General features: G+C 73.5%; 11 protein-coding genes. 6 read left to right on the top strand and 5 right to left on the bottom strand.

What is annotated here, in order from left to right; translation table 11 throughout:
* Positions 1-56: 56 nt before the first annotated feature.
* Both ACIPW5_RS05780 and ACIPW5_RS05775 read right to left on the bottom strand, forming a co-directional pair.
* Positions 57-7082 (bottom strand): LamG-like jellyroll fold domain-containing protein, encoded by a 7026-nt coding sequence (locus ACIPW5_RS05780; RefSeq protein WP_401240831.1) that lies wholly within the window; start codon positions 7080-7082, stop codon positions 57-59.
* Between the two features lie 143 nt (positions 7083-7225).
* Complete coding sequence (locus ACIPW5_RS05775) at positions 7226-7570, bottom strand: hypothetical protein (RefSeq protein ID WP_401240828.1); 345 nt, start codon at positions 7568-7570, stop codon at positions 7226-7228.
* 47 nt (positions 7571-7617) lie between these two features.
* Here ACIPW5_RS05775 and ACIPW5_RS05770 point away from each other — a divergent pair, with 47 nt between their 5' ends.
* On the top strand, positions 7618-7848 hold the full coding sequence (locus ACIPW5_RS05770) for a hypothetical protein (RefSeq protein ID WP_401240826.1): 231 nt from the start codon (positions 7618-7620) through the stop codon (positions 7846-7848).
* A gap of 95 nt (positions 7849-7943) precedes the next feature.
* Entirely contained in the window at positions 7944-8609 is a 666-nt protein-coding gene (locus ACIPW5_RS05765) for a MerR family transcriptional regulator (RefSeq protein ID WP_401240823.1), read from the top strand.
* A 135-nt stretch (positions 8610-8744) separates the two neighbouring features.
* On the opposite strand, the gene ACIPW5_RS05760 is transcribed toward ACIPW5_RS05765, so the two are convergent.
* Positions 8745-9278 carry an SMI1/KNR4 family protein gene (locus tag ACIPW5_RS05760; protein WP_401240821.1) on the bottom strand — a complete coding sequence of 178 codons (534 nt, stop codon included), beginning with the start codon at positions 9276-9278 and terminating at the stop codon, positions 8745-8747.
* A 315-nt stretch (positions 9279-9593) separates the two neighbouring features.
* Complete coding sequence (locus ACIPW5_RS05755; protein ID WP_401240819.1) at positions 9594-9881, bottom strand: antibiotic biosynthesis monooxygenase family protein; 288 nt, start codon at positions 9879-9881, stop codon at positions 9594-9596.
* A gap of 125 nt (positions 9882-10006) precedes the next feature.
* Between ACIPW5_RS05755 and ACIPW5_RS05750 the strand changes: the two genes are divergently transcribed.
* The 3 genes from ACIPW5_RS05750 to ACIPW5_RS05740 all read left to right on the top strand — a co-directional run bounded on the left by ACIPW5_RS05750 (position 10007) and on the right by ACIPW5_RS05740 (position 13740).
* Positions 10007-12229 (top strand): helix-turn-helix domain-containing protein, encoded by a 2223-nt coding sequence (locus ACIPW5_RS05750; RefSeq protein WP_401240817.1) that lies wholly within the window; start codon positions 10007-10009, stop codon positions 12227-12229.
* Positions 12230-12395: 166 nt separating this feature from the next.
* Positions 12396-12962 carry a dihydrofolate reductase family protein gene (locus ACIPW5_RS05745; protein WP_401240815.1) on the top strand — a complete coding sequence of 189 codons (567 nt, stop codon included), beginning with the start codon at positions 12396-12398 and terminating at the stop codon, positions 12960-12962.
* A gap of 343 nt (positions 12963-13305) precedes the next feature.
* A complete protein-coding gene (locus tag ACIPW5_RS05740) occupies positions 13306-13740 on the top strand; it encodes a pyridoxamine 5'-phosphate oxidase family protein (protein ID WP_401240814.1) in 435 nt (144 codons plus the stop codon).
* Between the two features lie 54 nt (positions 13741-13794).
* Here ACIPW5_RS05740 and ACIPW5_RS05735 read toward each other — a convergent pair whose 3' ends face one another.
* Positions 13795-15021, bottom strand: coding sequence for a saccharopine dehydrogenase family protein (locus ACIPW5_RS05735; RefSeq protein WP_401240811.1), 1227 nt, complete (start codon positions 15019-15021; stop codon positions 13795-13797).
* Positions 15022-15147: 126 nt separating this feature from the next.
* Here ACIPW5_RS05735 and ACIPW5_RS05730 point away from each other — a divergent pair, with 126 nt between their 5' ends.
* Complete coding sequence (locus ACIPW5_RS05730) at positions 15148-15858, top strand: TetR/AcrR family transcriptional regulator (protein ID WP_401240809.1); 711 nt, start codon at positions 15148-15150, stop codon at positions 15856-15858.
* Positions 15859-15948 lie beyond the last annotated feature (90 nt).

Raw genomic sequence — 15948 nt, 5'->3', positions numbered from 1 at the left:
GCACGGGCCGTCCGCAGGACGGCGGTGCCCCGGCCTGAGGCCGGGGCACCGCGTGGTCAGGCGGACGGTTGCCCTGCGGAAGGCCCGGAGGGGCCGGGGGTGTCCGGGAGGCCGTAGAAGTCCGCGTAGAACGAGGAGATCCGGTCCGTGTAGCCGGCCAGTTCCGGCAGGTGGACGGTGATCGCGTCCCGGATCTGGCGGGTCAGTTCGTCCCGGCTGCGGACCGCCGGGTCGATGAAGGGTTCGAGGCGGCGGACGAGCTCGTAGTTGCTCGCGACGTCCGCGCCGCGCATCGCCTTCTCCAGTTTCGTCGCCCCGGCGGGGGCGACCGGCGGCAGTTTGCGGCTGACGAACGTGACCCGGTGCAGGATCCGCCAGCACGGCGGCTTGGCCTCGGACTGCCGGGCCTGCCGCAGCGCCGCGGCGTTGGGGTCGGCGCCTTCCAGCCACTGCCGGTCGACGACCTTGCCGTAGAAGTCCTCGAAGTTGGCCTTGTCGCTGTCCAGGTAGAAGGTCATGAAGCGGTAGGCGTCGACCCGGCCCGGAACCTCGACCGCCGTTCCGTTCTCGTACTCCGGGTTGCCGTCCTTGTCGTACTTCTGCATGTCTCCGGGGGTGTCCACCATGACGTTGAGCCCGAAGGTGCGGGTGGACTCCTTGGCCTTGGAGCGGGTCCGGTTGATGCCGCCGCCCAGGGCGGCGTCCACCTGGAAGCCGATGCCGATGCCGAAGGCCTTGAAGTCGCCGCTGATGCCCATGGTGCCCATGCCGTTGAACCGGTACGAGCCGCTGGTCGTCTCCGTCACCACGTCCGTGGTCTCCGTGGTCTCGGCGAAGAACCCGCCGTCGGCGGACCAGACGTAGGTGTTGACCAGGTCGCGGCGCGAGTAGACCCCCGCCTCGTCCCGGCCCTTGCGGTCCGGCCCCGGACCCGGCACCGGGCCGGTGAAGCGGCTCAGCAGCTCCCGGGCGCGCTCGGCGGTCGGGTCGGGGTCGTGGGTCTCGGTGGACACGCCCGCGTAGTACGCCTGGCGGCGCTGCTGGTCCTCGGTGATGCGGCGCTTGAGCGCGTAGGCCTCCTTCGGCTTGAAGTAGCTGTACTCGCCGTAGTCGGCGGCGTCCTGGTAGCTGGGGTCGAGGAGTTTGCCCCGGTCGGTGAAGCCGACCGAGCCGTCCAGGGTGCCCTGCTTGACGTAGCGGGGGTTGAGGGCGAACGGCAGCAGGTTCCAGTCCCGCGGGATGTCGGGGTTGGGCAGCATCCGGTAGGCCACCACCGCTCCGCTGTGCTCCACGCGCAGCGCGAACACGTCGGCGGTCTCGGACTGGACGAGGGCGTAGCCGGTGTTGACGGGCATGAAGCGCCGGCCGCCGGTGGGGTCGATCTGGTGCGCCGCGTCGTCCGGCTCCCAGCCTCCGCTGAGGCCGACCGTGGTGGAGCGCGCGGTGTTGACGCCCTCCGAGACGTCGGTCTGGTCGCCCCAGGCGTTGGAGAACTCCAGCGTGGCGCCGCCCCGGACGTCGTACTTGAACTGGGCCATCGGGGTCGCCACGCCGATGCCCAGCGGGGCCTGGATCATCAGGGTGGAGGAGTCGGCGTTGTTGGCCAGCTGGAAGGCGAGCGAGGTGTCGACGGTGCTCTCCCCGCCCGAGGACAGCGTCTGCACCACCTGGTCGGCCTGCTGGAACTCCACCGACGTGGCGTTGATGTAGCTCAGGGAGCTGAGCCGCCGGGTGGCGACCAGGTTCTCGGACGGGATCGGCGGCGCGCCCTCGATGTAGCCCATGAGCTGCGGGTCGAACTGCGCCTGGCCGACCCACTCGGACTTCAGGTCGCCCAGCTTGTAGCCGGTGACGAGGTTCCAGGCACCGTCCTGGACGAAGGCGTAGGCCCGCTTGAGCACGCCGCGCGTCGAACCGTCCCGGTTCCGCTGGAGGTCGGCGTACTCCCCGACGGCCGGGGTGGCGGCGATCGTCTGCACGTAGGACGGCTGCCCGGTGGCGAAGACCGGCCGGACCTCGGGGCTGTCCGAGGAGATCGGCGCCGTGGACATCAGCGGGGACGGGCGGGCCGCCGCGGTCGTGGACAGCGTCAGGTCCAGCGCGCGCGGGCCCTGGTCGCGGAGGGTGGTGGCGTCGGCCTCGGTCGACTCGTCGTCGAACGCGTAGGAGGCGATGAGGTCGGGGGCGTCCCCGATCAGCCGGCCGAAGAGGTTGTCGAGGATCTGTTCCTCGGTGCGGGCCCTGCGCCAGACCCGTACCTCTTCCAGGACGCCGGTGAAGCGCTCCCGCTGCCCGGTCGCGTCGGTCCGGCCGCCGAGCGCGAACTGCTCGGCCCCGTAGGCGCCCCCGGCCGGGGCGTCGGCGGCGGCCAGCAGGGTGTGCTGCGTGGCCCGGCCGTTGACGTACAGCCGGAAGGTGCTGCCCCTGGGGTCGGGGTTCTTCACCCACTTCACCCCGTGCAGCCGGACCTGGTGGCTGCCGGCGGAGTCGGCGGCGGCGTTGCCGAGCTTCTCCTCGAACCGCCAGTGCGCGATCAGCCCCTCGGGCCGGAGCGGCTGTCCGCCCCAGGACCGGTCGTCGGTCACCGGGAGGTCCGCTCCGACCTCCTTGGCGGCGCGGGCGGTGTTCCAGATCCGGACCTCGCCGATCACGCCGGTGAACGGGTGGTCGCCCCCGCCGCGGCGGCCCCGGCCGATGTCCAGGGCGCCCGGGTGGCCGAGGTCGGGGGCCTGGTCGTAGCGGGCCCTGCCGGCCTCGGCGCCGTCGATGTGGAAGGTGATGTCGGACCACTGCCGGACGACGATGGAGTCGACGAACTCGGCGACCGCCTTGGCCGCGGAGGCGCCGCCGGACGAGGCCAGCTCCTTGGGGACGCGCATCTCCTCGCGGTTGTCGCCGATCTTCCGGACGATCCCGATCCGGTGGCAGGTGTCGGCCTTGACCCTGCCGCTGGAGTTCAGCCGCACTTCGGCGCCGGAGGCGTCCTCGAAGGCGAAGAACAGCCTGCCGTCGGCCTCGATCCCGAACTGGTAGGGGACCCGGCGGCCGCGGCCGTCGTCGATCCGGCCCTTGGACAGCAGGCCCTGGGCCGCGCCGAGTCCGCCGGTCTGCAGGAACACCTCCAGGGTGAGGTCCTTGGCGATGTTCAGGTCGTCGGTGTGCGGGGTGTCCCCGTGGACGCCACGGGCGAAGCGCAGCGCCCAGGACTGCTCGAAGACGGCGGCGACGTGGGTCCAGGTGTCGGCCGGAACGAGGGCGCGGCCGGCGGCGAAGGCTTGGCCGACGCCCGCGACGAGCTGCCGTTCGCCGGCGGCGTTCGGCGCGCCGAGCGCGAGGGTGTACGCCGAGTCGGCGCCCGGGTGGGCGTGCAGGACGCGTACCGAGCCGTCGCCGTCGCGGGCCGGGGCGTCGGCGGGGACCGCGGACGGCTTGACCCAGGCCTCGACGGTCAGGTCGTCGGCGTGCCGGGCCGCCTGCAGGTTCGCGGCCGGCAGGGCCGGCGGCTCGGTCTCGGCGGCGAAGCGCAGCGCGCGGCCGGGCAGGTCGCCCCACCAGCGCGAGGGGCGTGCCTCGCCCTCGTCGGAGGCGGTGCCGTCCCGGACCGCTCCGGTGACTCCGCCGATCAGCGCGGCGGTGACGGAGCGGGAGCCGTACTCGCCCCCCGAGCCCGGGACGTCGTGGGTGACGAGCTCCGGGGCGTAGGAGACGAGCCGGACGGCGGCCCCGGCGGGGATCGTGGCGGTGCTCGGGCCGTGGGTCAGCCGCAGTTCGGTGTCCTTCGCGGCGACGGCCCCGGTGAGCGCGTACAGGGTGCCGCCGACGTCGAGCAGGTCGCCGGCGGTCAGCGCGCGCCGTGCGCCGGGATCGGCGAGGGTCAATACGCCGTCCTTGAACGAGGCGGCCGTCCCGACCGGGACCGGTTCGGCGCGGACGCCGTTCAGGGCGTTCACGAGGGCGGCCGTGTTCCGCGGCAGCAGCTTCCAGGTCTCGGTGGCGATGCCGCCGCCGGAGAGCGTCAGGGTGCAGCGGTCGGCGAACGGGCCGACGGTGTCCGCGGCGACGGTGACCGTGACCTTGCCGAGGTCGAGCGCCGCGTCCCGGGCGGCGAGCCGGACCGTGACGGAGTCGGTGGCGGTGAGCACCTTGCCGGCGCGGCCGACGGCGGTGTCGTAGAAGATGCCGGTGAACCGGTCCCTGGCGTCGCGGTAGTACAGGCCGACGTGCCCCGTGCCGCTGTCGGCGAGGAAGGGGGTGCCGGACGCGGTGGCGAAGTCGAGTACGGCCCCGGTCCAGCCGAGGCCCGTGGCGTCCTGGCCGAGCTGCGCCATGGGCAGGACGCGGTCGCTGCGGCCCTTGGTGCCGCCGGTGATGCGTCCGAGCCGTTCCTCCTTCGTGGCCAGGGCGCTCTTGAGCCCGGTGACCCGGTCGGTGTGGGCGGTGAGGTTCGCCGGGCCGTTCGCGACGAGGTCGCGGCGGCGGCCGGCGGCGGCGAGGGCCTCGGCGGCCTTCCTGGCGTCGTCGTCGGACGGGGTGTCGGCGACGCAGTAGACGGCGACGCGGCCGCCCTGGTTCTGCCCCATGACCAGCTTCGTGTTCCTGCCGTCCCAGTCGAGGACGTTCCCGTAGCCCCTCTCGACGGTGGCCTTGGTCTCGCCGCCCGTCTTGAAGCCCATCTCCGTGCGGTAGCCGGAGCCCCGGGCCTGGAAGTCCACGTACACGGCCTCGTAGCGGCTCCTGCGCAGGACCACCGAGGAACCGTCTCGGGCGAGGACCTCGTCCGTGCCCGGGCTGACCAGGGTGTGGAGGGAGTTGCTGCCCCAGACCAGGTTCCAGCGGGTCGAGGCGTCGGCCGGGTCGGCCAGCTCCACGGCCGTGGCCACCTCGTAGTCCTTGTCCCCGTCGGGGTCGGCGACCCTGAGCAGCCGGATGTCGGTGTCGTTGTCGAAGTAGACCCGGCAGGGCGTGCTGGTCCCCGCCTTGCGCTGGCTCCCGATGGCGGTGGTGGCCCTGCCGAGGGCGCTGCGGAAGGCCTCCCGGATGCGGCCGGGGTGCTCGATGTCCTGCCGGAGGTTCTCCAGGTCCGCCTCGGCGGCCTCGATGTCCTTGCGGAGCCGGGCGATCTCCGTGTTGAGCCGGTTCTCCTCGGCCGGATCGACCTCCTCGATGCCGGAGCCGACCGTGGGGAGCTGGAGCACGTCCTTGATCTGCGCGAGGCGGCCGTCCCGGGCGACGGCGACGTCGAGGGCCGCGATCCGGTTCGTCTTGTCGGTGTCCTTGCCGGTGGCGCTCACCAGCCAGGTGAGCAGGACCCGGGCCTGGCGCTTGAGCGGCTTGGTCCGGCCGTCGTGTCCGGTCCTGGCGTCCTCCTGCTGGTGCAGGAGGACGGCGGACAGGCCGCCGGCGGTGCTGCGCCCGGAGATGCGGAAGGAGTCGCGGCGGATGCCGGGGTGGTCGGCGACCGGTGCGTCGGAGGCGGTCCAGCGGGCGCTCTTGCTGAAGTAGCCGTCCAGGCCGCTGTCGCTCTGGTCGTAGACGTAGTCCCCCTTCCCCTCGTCGAACCGGTAGTACAGGACCAGTCCCGGTTCGTCGCCGACGAGGCGCTCGCCCCGGGTGGCCGCGATGCGCTCGGGTTTGCGGGCGCGGGACCAGAGGCGGAACTCGTCGAGGTAGCCGGTGAAGTAGGGGCCTTCTTCGGGGGTCTTGCAGCCGAAGAAGACCTTCGTCGGGGTGCCGGCGGCGGCCAGCGGGCCGGACGCCACCAGCTGGTCGCCGGCGTAGAGGGCGGCGTGCGTGCCGTCGTAGACGGCGCAGACGTGCACGTACGTGCCGAGGGGGACGGCCGTGCCGGTGCCGGCGTCCGTGCCGGTGCCGGCGGCGAGGGTGGCGGTGGGTCCGTGGGCGAGGACGAGCTTGCCGTCGGCGTCGGTGGACAGGGCCAGGCCGCCGTCCGTGGCGATGAGGGTGGCGGGCTTGGCGGTCGGCTTGACCCACGCCTCGATCGTGTAGGCGCCGGTACCGAATGCCGCCGGTGCGGAGGCCTTGCCGTACGGCTTGCTGTCCGGGCTCAGGAACCGGAGCGCGGACTCGGCGAACGTGGTCTCGGGCGTGACCGGGACGAGCGGCTTGCCGCTGAACGGGCAGGTTCCCGGGGCGCGTTCCAGGACGGAGTCCCGGTGCTGCGGTTCGGGGCTGGTGTAGAAGCGGGTGCCCTGGGTGTGGAACAGGCCGTCCTCGCCCTGCTCGACGTTGATCGCGTCGATGCGCTGGGCCTTGGCGTTGTGGACGAAGAACTGCCAGCGCTGGACGTCGGCGACCGCGGTGGGCACCAGCAGCACGGTGAACCGGCCGTCGGTGACCCGGCCGGCGAAGCCGAGCTCCAGGGTGGGCTCCAGGAACGGGTTGCCGTCCATGTCGGTGGTGCCCAGGGAGTCCTTGGCCGTCTCGGGCCGGTCGCGGTGCCGGCTGCGGCGGTAGCGGACCTCTTGGACGGGCTTGAGCTCGCCGCCGGCCATGACGAAGCGGTCGCAGAGCAGGGCGTCGGGGGCGATGACGCGGTTGCCTTCCGCGGCCCCGGTCGCCTTCCTGCCGTCGGGGGTGCGGTACAGCGCGTCCGGGTCGGTGGCCCCGACGGCCTGCCGGAAGACGAAGACGTGCCGGCCGTCGGAGAGGGCCTGGAACGGTGCGGAGGCGGTGAGCCGGGCCGTGGAGGACAGGAAGGGGTCGGTCTCGTCGTCCCGGAAGAAGTCGTCGGGGCCCTGCTCGACGCGTCCGCCCTCCCGGACCTTCGGCAGCAGGGCCGCGCCGAGCGCCGCGTACCCGGCGCGGGCGATCTCGCGCGGGAACACCAGCTCCTTGGGGTCTTCGGCCCAGTGCCGGACGTCGAGGTCGGGGTTTCCGTTCTCGTCCTCGCCGGCGGGCGGGGCGACTGCGGCGTCGAGGTCGAGGACGCTGTAGTAGAGGCGTCGCCGGTCGTCGAGGGCCAGCGCCACGGTGGTGCCCTGGTGGCGGACGAGGGTCGTGTGGACGTAGGTGCGGTCGTTGTAGATCTTCAGCCTGCTGCCGGCGGCTCGTCCGGTCGTCACGCGCGGTGGTCCCTTCCTCAACGGCATCCCGTACACCACGGGGTTGGAACGACCTGCCCGAGTCCACTGGTGAGAACCCTCGTCCTGCGGGATTGGCGCGAAGGGGCCGCTCGGGCCGGAACCGCGTCGTCGGCGCGGACGGGTCAGGGGCCGGTGGCCGGGGTGTGCGTCCGACCGGCCGGTTCGACCGGTGAGGCGAAGAGGCATTCCGGTGTCACGCGCTCGTCGTGACCCGCCGCCTGCATGATCATGAACTGGAACCCGTCGGCGTCCGGGTGCCGGTCGCGGTGCCGGATCCGGAGCCAGTCCCGGAGGATCCGGTACGCGGGGGTCTCCCGCAGCTCGGGAAGTCCTTGCGCGGCGTGGAAGGCCACCTCCTGGCAGAGGTCGAGGACGGCCTTCTGCTCGCGGCGCTGGGGGAACCACACCATCTGCAGGGCCGATCGCTGCGCGATGCGGGAGACGATCTCCCATTCGCCGGCGATCACCCCCCGGACCGGGCGGTGGAGCGCTCGGCCGGCGCCTGCGCGGCGGCGTGGGAGACTCCCCCGGACTGCTGGGCCTGCTCGGCCGCCGTGGCGGGCCGGCGGCCAGGACGCCGACCGTGCTGGCCTGCGCGCAGCGGGCCGGCTACGTCCCGGAGGGGACGCACCGGGCCCGCACCGTCCATCACGGGTCCCGCCGGGACGCCTGGATAGCGGCCCTGCTGCCGCAGGACCTGGGGCGCGCACCGTCCGTCCCGTACCCGGGCGGCCCGGCCCGCTGAGGGACGGCCACCGTCGGCATGTGCCCGCGCACCTTCCACCGCCGGGCAGAATCCGGCCTTGAGTCTCCAGTGGGTGGAGACCTCAGGGTGGGGGCATGGACGGCGCGGACACGTGGTTTTCGATCGGGGAGCTGGCCCGGAGGTCCGGGCTGGCGGTGCGGACCATCCGGTTCTACTCCGACGCGGGGATCGTCGCGCCGGCCGGTCGTAGTCGTGCCGGCTACCGGTTGTACGACGACGGCGCGCTGGTGCGGTTGGAGCTGGTGCGGACGCTGCGCGAGCTGGGTGTGGATCTGCCCGGTGTGCGGCGGGTGCTGGATCGAAAGCTGTCGGTGGCCGAGGTGGCCGCGGTGCACGCCGATGTGGTGGACGCGCAGATCCGGGCGTTGCGGTTGCGCCGGGCGGTGTTGCGGCTGGTGGCCGAGCGCGGGTCGGGTGAGGAGGAGGTCCGGTTGATGCACGGGATGACGCGGCTGTCGGCGCGGGAGCGCCGGCGGTTGGTGGACGGGTTGGCGGAGGGGGCGGAGGAGTCCGTGGCGGCCATGGTGCGGGTGGCCGCGCCGGATCTGCCGGAGGATCCGTCGGTGGAGCAGGTGGCTGCGTGGGTGGAGCTGGTGGAGCTGATGCGGGACGAGGGCTTCGGTGAGGTGTTCCGGGCCGGTCCCGGGGTCGAGGGTCCGGTGGATCCCCGGGTCGAGCGGTACTGGCGGCTGGTGTGGGTGGTGAACGGCTGGGAGGTGGTGCCGGGCTGGGTGCCCTAGTGCTGTGACCGCATGGGTTCACCGGGTTGCTCGTCGTGCTGGTCGGAAGTGACGACTTCCCACCAGCAGGGGAGGCGGGACCACTGCGAACAGCAGCCTGACCGCCCGGTCTGGCAGCCCTTCGCGGGCACACCCCTACGTGTCGAAGGGTTTGTAGCGGGCGTCGCCTCCGGGCCAGGCGTGGTCCATGAACGGCGCCCGGTCGAGGCCGTCGTAGCAGCGCATCAGGAAGTCGGTGAAGCTGCCGCTGGTGCGGTACCACTGGGCGCACTCGCTACCGACCACGATCTCCCAGTTGTCCGGGTCCGGGTCGTTGGCCAGGAAGTAGTACTCGCTGCTGTGCTCGTCGTGGCCCCAGCTGATGAGCCCACCAGGGTCAGGGTGGAAGGGGAAGGGGTAGAGGTCCTCCCCGCCTTTCCGTGCATCGCGCCAGAGCTCCAGGGACCAGAAGTCCTCGAGTTCGGCAGGGGTCATGAGACCGGTCGGCCGGTCGAGGTGGAGGTACCCGCCGAGGGTTCCGGGCCCGTACACGTCCATGAAGGCCTTGTAGTCCGCGGGGAGCGTGACACCGAGGTGCTGTTCGGAGGCCTCCCAGACCTCTCGCCGTGGCCGGCCCCACGCCTCCTCCGGCTTGCCGAGCAGTGCCTGGAGGCGTTGCAAGGATGGCATGTCTTCCCTCGTCCCTGATGTACGACCGGCCGGGAACATCATCAGGCCTCCCTCTGACAACACCGAGGGGGCCCTGCGTCCTCGACCCGGCGAACCTTCCCGGTCACAGCACCAGGGGGTGTCCGCGCGAAGCCGAACGCGCCGATCAGCAGGGGCAGGCGGAACTCCGCGCCGCCCGGCCCGGTCGTGCCCGCCGTCGGAACCGGGCACGGCCGGCAGGCTCCGCAACTCCGGCGGTCCGCAGGCAGGGGAGGATCGCACCAGGTGCGTACCGCGTCCCGTGCGGACCCTGCGACCCGCCCCCTCCGGCTACGGCTACGGCTCCAGGGCGGCGATGGTGAAGTGCCGTACCTCCAGGGGCGCGAGGAGGTACTCGTCCTCCCCCGGCAGGACCACGGGCCGGCTGCGCCAGTCCTCCCCCGCGAAGTCCACCAGGTCCTGCTCGCTGCGCCAGCGGCTCACGTACAGCAGTGAGTCGGGCGGCGCGATCAGCACCTCGTGGCCCACCAGGCCCGGGTGGCGGTCCGGGAACTCGCGGACCGCGGCCACGATCATGTCGTGGAACGCCTCGAAGCGGTCAGGACGTACGCGTGCCTCACTCACCCTGATGATCACGGCCACCAGGGTGCCACGCGCACCGGCACCCGCAAAAGTAGGGTCGTGCATACTTTTGCGGGTGGGTGGTACGGCGTTCCGGCTGGGCCGCACTGACCAGGGGACAGCCAGACATGGACACCGGTACACCGGCCACCGGCGGCTTCGGCGCGCTTCTGCAGCGGCTGCGGACGGAGGCCGGGCTGAGCCAGGAGGAGCTGGCGCACGCCGCGGGGGTGAGCGTGCGGGCCCTGTCGTACATGGAACGCGGACACACCCGGGGCCCGCAGCGCCGCACCGTCCAGGCGCTGGCCGCCGCCCTGGGACGGGACGCGGCCGGAGCCCTGGAGCTGGAGCAGGCCGCGAGCCTGGGCCGTCCCCGGCCGGCCCGCCCGGCCGAGGCCCCCCGGCCCGCCGCGGCGGCGGACGCCGAGGCGCGGGCCGGCGCACCCGACCTGCTGCCGCGCGCGCCGCGCGGCTTCCACGGGCGGGAGGCGGAGCTCGCCGCCCTGTCCCGGGCCGCCGAGGGCGAGGCGCCCGTCTGCCTGGTCATCGGGCCCGCCGGGGTCGGGAAGACGGCCCTCGTCCTGCACTGGGCCCACCAGCGCGGTGCCGGATTCCCCGACGGGCGGCTCTACGCCGACCTGCGCGGCTTCGGCGACACGGGCGAGCCCGCCCTCATGGAGGTGCTGCGCGAGTTCCTGCCGGCGCTCGGCGTGCCGCACGACCGGATCCCGGAGTCGGTGACCGGCGCGGCCGCACTGTTCCGTTCGCTCGCCGCCGACCGCCGGCTCCTCGTGGTGCTCGACAACGCGCGCGACTCCGACCAGGTCAGGCCGCTGCTGCCGGGCGGCCGGCACTGCGTCACCGTCGTCACCAGCAGGCACCGGCTGCCGGGGCTGATCGTCACCGACACCGCGCAGCCCGTCGCCGTGGACGTGCTCGGGCCGGAGGACGGCACCATGCTCCTCGCCGGGGTCCTCGGCACGGAACGGGTGCACGCGGAGCCCGCGGCCGCCCGACGGCTGGCCGAGCTCTGCGGCGGGCTGCCCCTCGCGCTGCGCGTGGCGGCCGCCCGGCTGGCGCAGCGGCCCGGCTGGTCGCTGGGCGCGATGGCCGCCGAACTGTCGGACGAGTCGCGCCGGCTGGGCCTGCTGGACGTGGAGGACACCGGCGTACGGGCGGCGCTGCGCGTGACGCTGCAGCAGCTCCCGTCGCCGGTCTCCCGCCAGTTCGCCGGTCTCGGCCGCCACCCCGGGACGCACGTCGACCGGTACGCCGCGGCGGCCCTGGCGGGTACGGACCCGGCGGCCGCCGAGGACTGCCTGGAGCGGCTGGCCGTCGCGCACCTGGTCACGGAGACGGCGCCCGGCCGGTGGACGATGCACGATCTGGTGCGGCTGTACGCACGGAGCCTGGACGCCGGCCCCGACGCGCTCAAGCGGGTGCTCGACCACTACGTCGCCACGGGCACCGCGGCCGTGGCGGCCGCCGAGCCGGGCAACGAGGAGTGCTTCCCGCTGCCTGCGGACCACCTGCCGCCCGCCGCCGTGCGGGAGTTCGCCGACCGGTCCGCCGCCGTGGCCTGGTACGCGGCCGAGCGCGACGACCTCGCGCTGGCGGTGGCCGCGTCGCACGCCGCGGGGCTGCACGGCAGGACCTGGCGGATCGTGCTGACGCTGTGGCCGCTGATCGTGTGGCGGGTACGGGACGGCTGGGCTCCGCTGCTGGAGACCGGGCTGGAGGCGGCCCGGGCCGACGCCGACCGGCACGGCGAGTCGCGGATCCTGAACGTGCTCGGCTGGGTGCTGATCGAGGAGGGGCGCATCCCGGAGGCGCTGGCCCACCTGGCGGCCGCCTCGGCGCTCGCCTCCCGGGCCGGCGACGCGGTGGCCGAGGCGAACGCCCTGATCGTGCTGGCCGTGGCCCAGGGGGCGCTCGGCAGCCTGGACGAGGCCGAGGAGGGCTGCGAGCGGGCGCTGGAGCTGGCGCGCGGGGCCGCCGACCGGACCATCGAGCGCCTGGCCCTGCAGCACCTCGCCCGGCACCGGGCCGACGCCGGGAAGTGGCGCCGGGCCCTCGACACGGCGACCGAGGCCCTGGCCTTCGACGACCGGCCGGACACGACCGACGTGCCCCGGATCCTGCTGCTGATGGTGCGGGGCGAGGCGCTGCTGGGCCTCGGGGACGAGGACGCGGGCGTCCGCCAGCTCGAAGAGGCGGCCCGGGAGGCGGAGACCGCCGGCTACGAGGACGGCGCGGTCCGCGCGCTCGCCGCCCTGCTGAAGGTGTCGCCGGACCCGGCCCTCCGGGCCCGCCACGACGCGGCGGTCGCCCGGCTCACCACGCGGGCCTGAGCGCTCCCGCCGCTCCCGCCGCTCCGGCCCGGCCAGGTGCCGGGATTGGTCCCCGCCGGTGAACCGCGTGCGACCGCTTCGGCCGTGCCCAGGACGTACCCCCTTCCTCCCCGGGGCTGTGCCACGCTGTCCCGTACGCCGGACTCCCCGAACGGAAGGCTGGACCGTGCGGAAACTGGTCTACGGGATGAACCTGACCCTGGACGGCTACGTCGCCGCCCCCGGCGACGACATCGGCTGGAGCGGGCCGCCGAGCGACGAGCTGTTCCAGTGGTGGCTCGACCACGAGCGGGCGACCGACCTCACGCTGTACGGGCGCAAGCTGTGGGAGACGATGAGCTCCTACTGGCCGACCGGCGACCTGCAGCCGGGCGCCACCGCGGCGGAGATCGAGTTCGCGCGGAACTGGCGGGACACGCCGAAGGTGGTGTTCTCCTCGACGATCGACCAGGTCGGCTGGAACGCCCGCCTCGTCACCGGCGACGCGATCGCCGAGATCACCCGGCTCAAGGCCGAGGACGGCGGCCCGATGAGCATCGGCGGCGCGACCCTCGCCGGGGCGGTCATGCGCGCCGGGCTGATCGACGAGTACGAGATCGCCACCTACCCGGTCCTGGTGGGCAGCGGCACCCCGTTCTTCGCCCCGCTGGACAACTGGGTGAACCTGAACCTCCTGGAGACGCGGACGTTCCCCGGCGGCGTGGTCCTGACCCGGTACGCGACGAGGCGCTGAGCAGCAGCACCCACACGCCGACGAACTGCCGCCCGGCGGGCGGACAGCGGCTCTCCGGCTCCGTGCCGCCACGGGGGAGAGGACGCCGTGCACTCCTTCGTCACCCTCGTCACCCATGCCGTCCGTCGCGACGCGGCCTTCCAGGCGGGCCTGGACGAGCGTGTCGAGGCCGCGCAGGCGGCCCTGGAGGCGGCCGAGGCCGACACCGCCCGGGAGGACGCCGTCCGCAGCGAGCTCGACGCCGGCTCCCCTCCGGGTGAACCGGCAGCCTCCGGAATCCGGAACGCGACCGGTCCCCGCGCCGAGCGCCGTGCACACCCCGGCGGTGGCTACCCTGTGCGTCATGCGTCCGATGACCCGGGAGGAACGCGAGGCCTTCCTCGCGGAGCCGTACGTGGGGATCCTCAGCGTGGCGGCCGAGCCGGGGCGTGCTCCCCTGACCACCCCGATCTGGTACGCGTACCGGCCCGGCGGGTCCGTCACGGTGATCACCTCCCCCGGCGCGCGCAAGACCCGGCTCATCGGGGAGGCGGGCCGGTTCGCGTTGTGTGCGCAGGTGGCCGACGTCGAGGACTACCGGTACGTGACGGTGGAGGGCCCGGTGACCGGGATCGGGCCGGCCTCGGAGCGGGAGCGCTTCGACATGGCCGCGCGGTACATGGGTGAGGCCGCGGCCGGCTACGTGAACGCGACGCGGGAGGAGGCGGCCGACTACGTCGCGATCCGGATGCGGCCCGAGCGGTGGAACACCTTCGACTTCCGACGGGTTCCCGGCTGAAGGGTGCCGCCGGGCCCGGGCCCGGTGGGGGCCGGGCCGCGGCGGCGGGGTCGGTCAGGACTGTTCGCGGAGGCCCCACGGGGAGTCGTACGCGGTCAGCAGGTCGAGGAACGGGCGCGGCGGGAGTGCCTCCGGGCCGAGGACGCCCGACCGGTCCCAGACACCGTCGGCGATGAGTTCGAGCGCCACGACCGGGTTGACGGCGGTCTGCCACACCACGGCCTGCGAACCGTACTCGCGCATCGACCACTGGTTGTCCACCACGTGGTACAGGTACACCTCGCGCGGCCGGCCGTCCTTGGTGCCCTTCACCCAGGTCCCCGCGCAGGTCTTGCCCGACATGCGGTCGCCGAGCGCGGCCGGGTCGGGCAGGCACGCCGCCACCACGTCGCGCGGGGAGACCCGTACCGGGGTGCCGTCCGCGGCGCGCACCGTGACCGGTTCGGTGGAGTCCAGGCCCAGGGCGTGCAGGGTCTTCAGCTTGCCGATGAAGTCCTCGCCCAGGCCGTACTTGAAGGTGACCCGGCGGGCGTCCACCCAGCGCGGGACCAGCAGCACCTCCTCGTGCTCGACGTTGACGCACTCGACCGGGCCGATGCCCTCCGGGAAGTCGAACACCTCCGGCTCGCTGAACGGCTCGGTGGTGAACCATCCGCGGTCCCGCTCGTAGACCACCGGCGGGTTCAGGCACTCCTCGATCGTCGTCCAGATGTTGAAGGACGGGGCGAAGTCGTGGCCCTCGACCGTCAGGTTCGCACCGTCGCGAATGCCGATCTCCTCGATCTCGTCGAAGAGTTCGTCGGCCGCGTACCGGGCGAAGACGTCCGACAGGCCGGGCTCCACGCCCATTCCGACGAGGGCCAGCCGGCCCGACTTCTCCCAGGCCCCGGCCCGCTCGAACTGTGCGTCGCCGAGCTTGACCCCGCACTCCTCGTAGGGCTTGCCGGGGTGCGGCCGGGACAGGGACATGGCCATGTCGACGTAGTGGCTGCCGGCGGCGAGGGCCGCCTCGAACAGCGGCATGACGAACCGCGGGTCCGTGGCGTTCAGCAGGACGTCGCACCCCTCCTCGGTGAGGAGCGCGGTCACGGCCGCCTGGTCGGAGGCGTCGATGCGGCGTGCGTGGAACCGGCCGCCGGCCTCGCCGAGCGCGGTCACGGCGGCCTCGGCGCGGGCCGGGTCGTAGTCGGCGACCACGAAGCGGTCGAAGAAGTTCCGGCGGGCCGCGATCCGGGTGATCGCGGTACCGACGCCACCGGCGCCCACTAGCAGAACACGCATGACGAAACCCTCTCTCGGTGAGGTCCGCGGAGATCCGCGCCTCGTGGGAGGGATGAAAGCCGGGGTCGCAAGATAAGGTCAATGGTGTTGGCATAAGAGTTGCGGTGTGAGGAGGGAAGGTTCGCGATGGCGAAGCCCGTGGTCCCCGAGGAAGCCCGTCGGCGGCGGCGCCCCACCCGGCAGGGGGTCGTCCTGTCCGAGCGGCTGATCGTCGAGACCGCCCTGCGGATGCTGCGCGAGCACGGCAGCGCGGGCCTGTCCGCCCGCCGTCTCGGCGCCGCCCTCGGCGCCGATCCCTCCACCCTGTACCGGTACTTCGACGGCATGGACGCCCTCACCCTCGCCATCGGCGAGGAGCTCATCGGCCGGGCCCTCGACGGCTGGACGGTCACCGGCCGCTGGCGTCACGACCTGCGCGAACTCGGGCTGCGCATCCACGGCGCCTACCTCTCGCACCCGCAGGCGGCCGTGCTGACCGCCGGCCGCGTGACCGGCCGGCCGCGCGAGATCGCCGCCGACGAGGCCATCCTCGGCATCCTGCGCACCGCGGGCTTCCCCGACCCGGAGGCGGTGCTGATCTACCACGCCTTCATCGACCAGAGCCTGGCCTTCGCGGCCCTCGACGCCGGCTCCCTCGCCCTGTCCGAGCCGTCCCGGACCTCCGACGAGGGGCAGTGGGAGTCCACGTACGCCCGGCTGCCGGCCGACGAGTTCCCGCACATCGGCGCCACCCGGCGGCTGCTCGCCGCCCGCATGAACCACAGCGCCTACCCGGTCGCCCTGGACATGCTGCTCGCGAGCGCGGAGGCCCGGCTCCAGGCCCTGCGGACCGGCTGACCCTGCCGCCCCCGGACCTGCGCGGGGCCTGCGCGGGACCTGCGCAGGGCCTGCGCGGGGTCCTTATGCCAACACCATTGACCCCTTCCC

Source organism: Streptomyces sp. NPDC090077 (genome assembly GCF_044747545.1).
Classification (GTDB): Bacteria; Actinomycetota; Actinomycetes; order Streptomycetales; family Streptomycetaceae; genus Streptomyces.
This window is presented reverse-complemented; position numbering and strand designations above follow the sequence as displayed.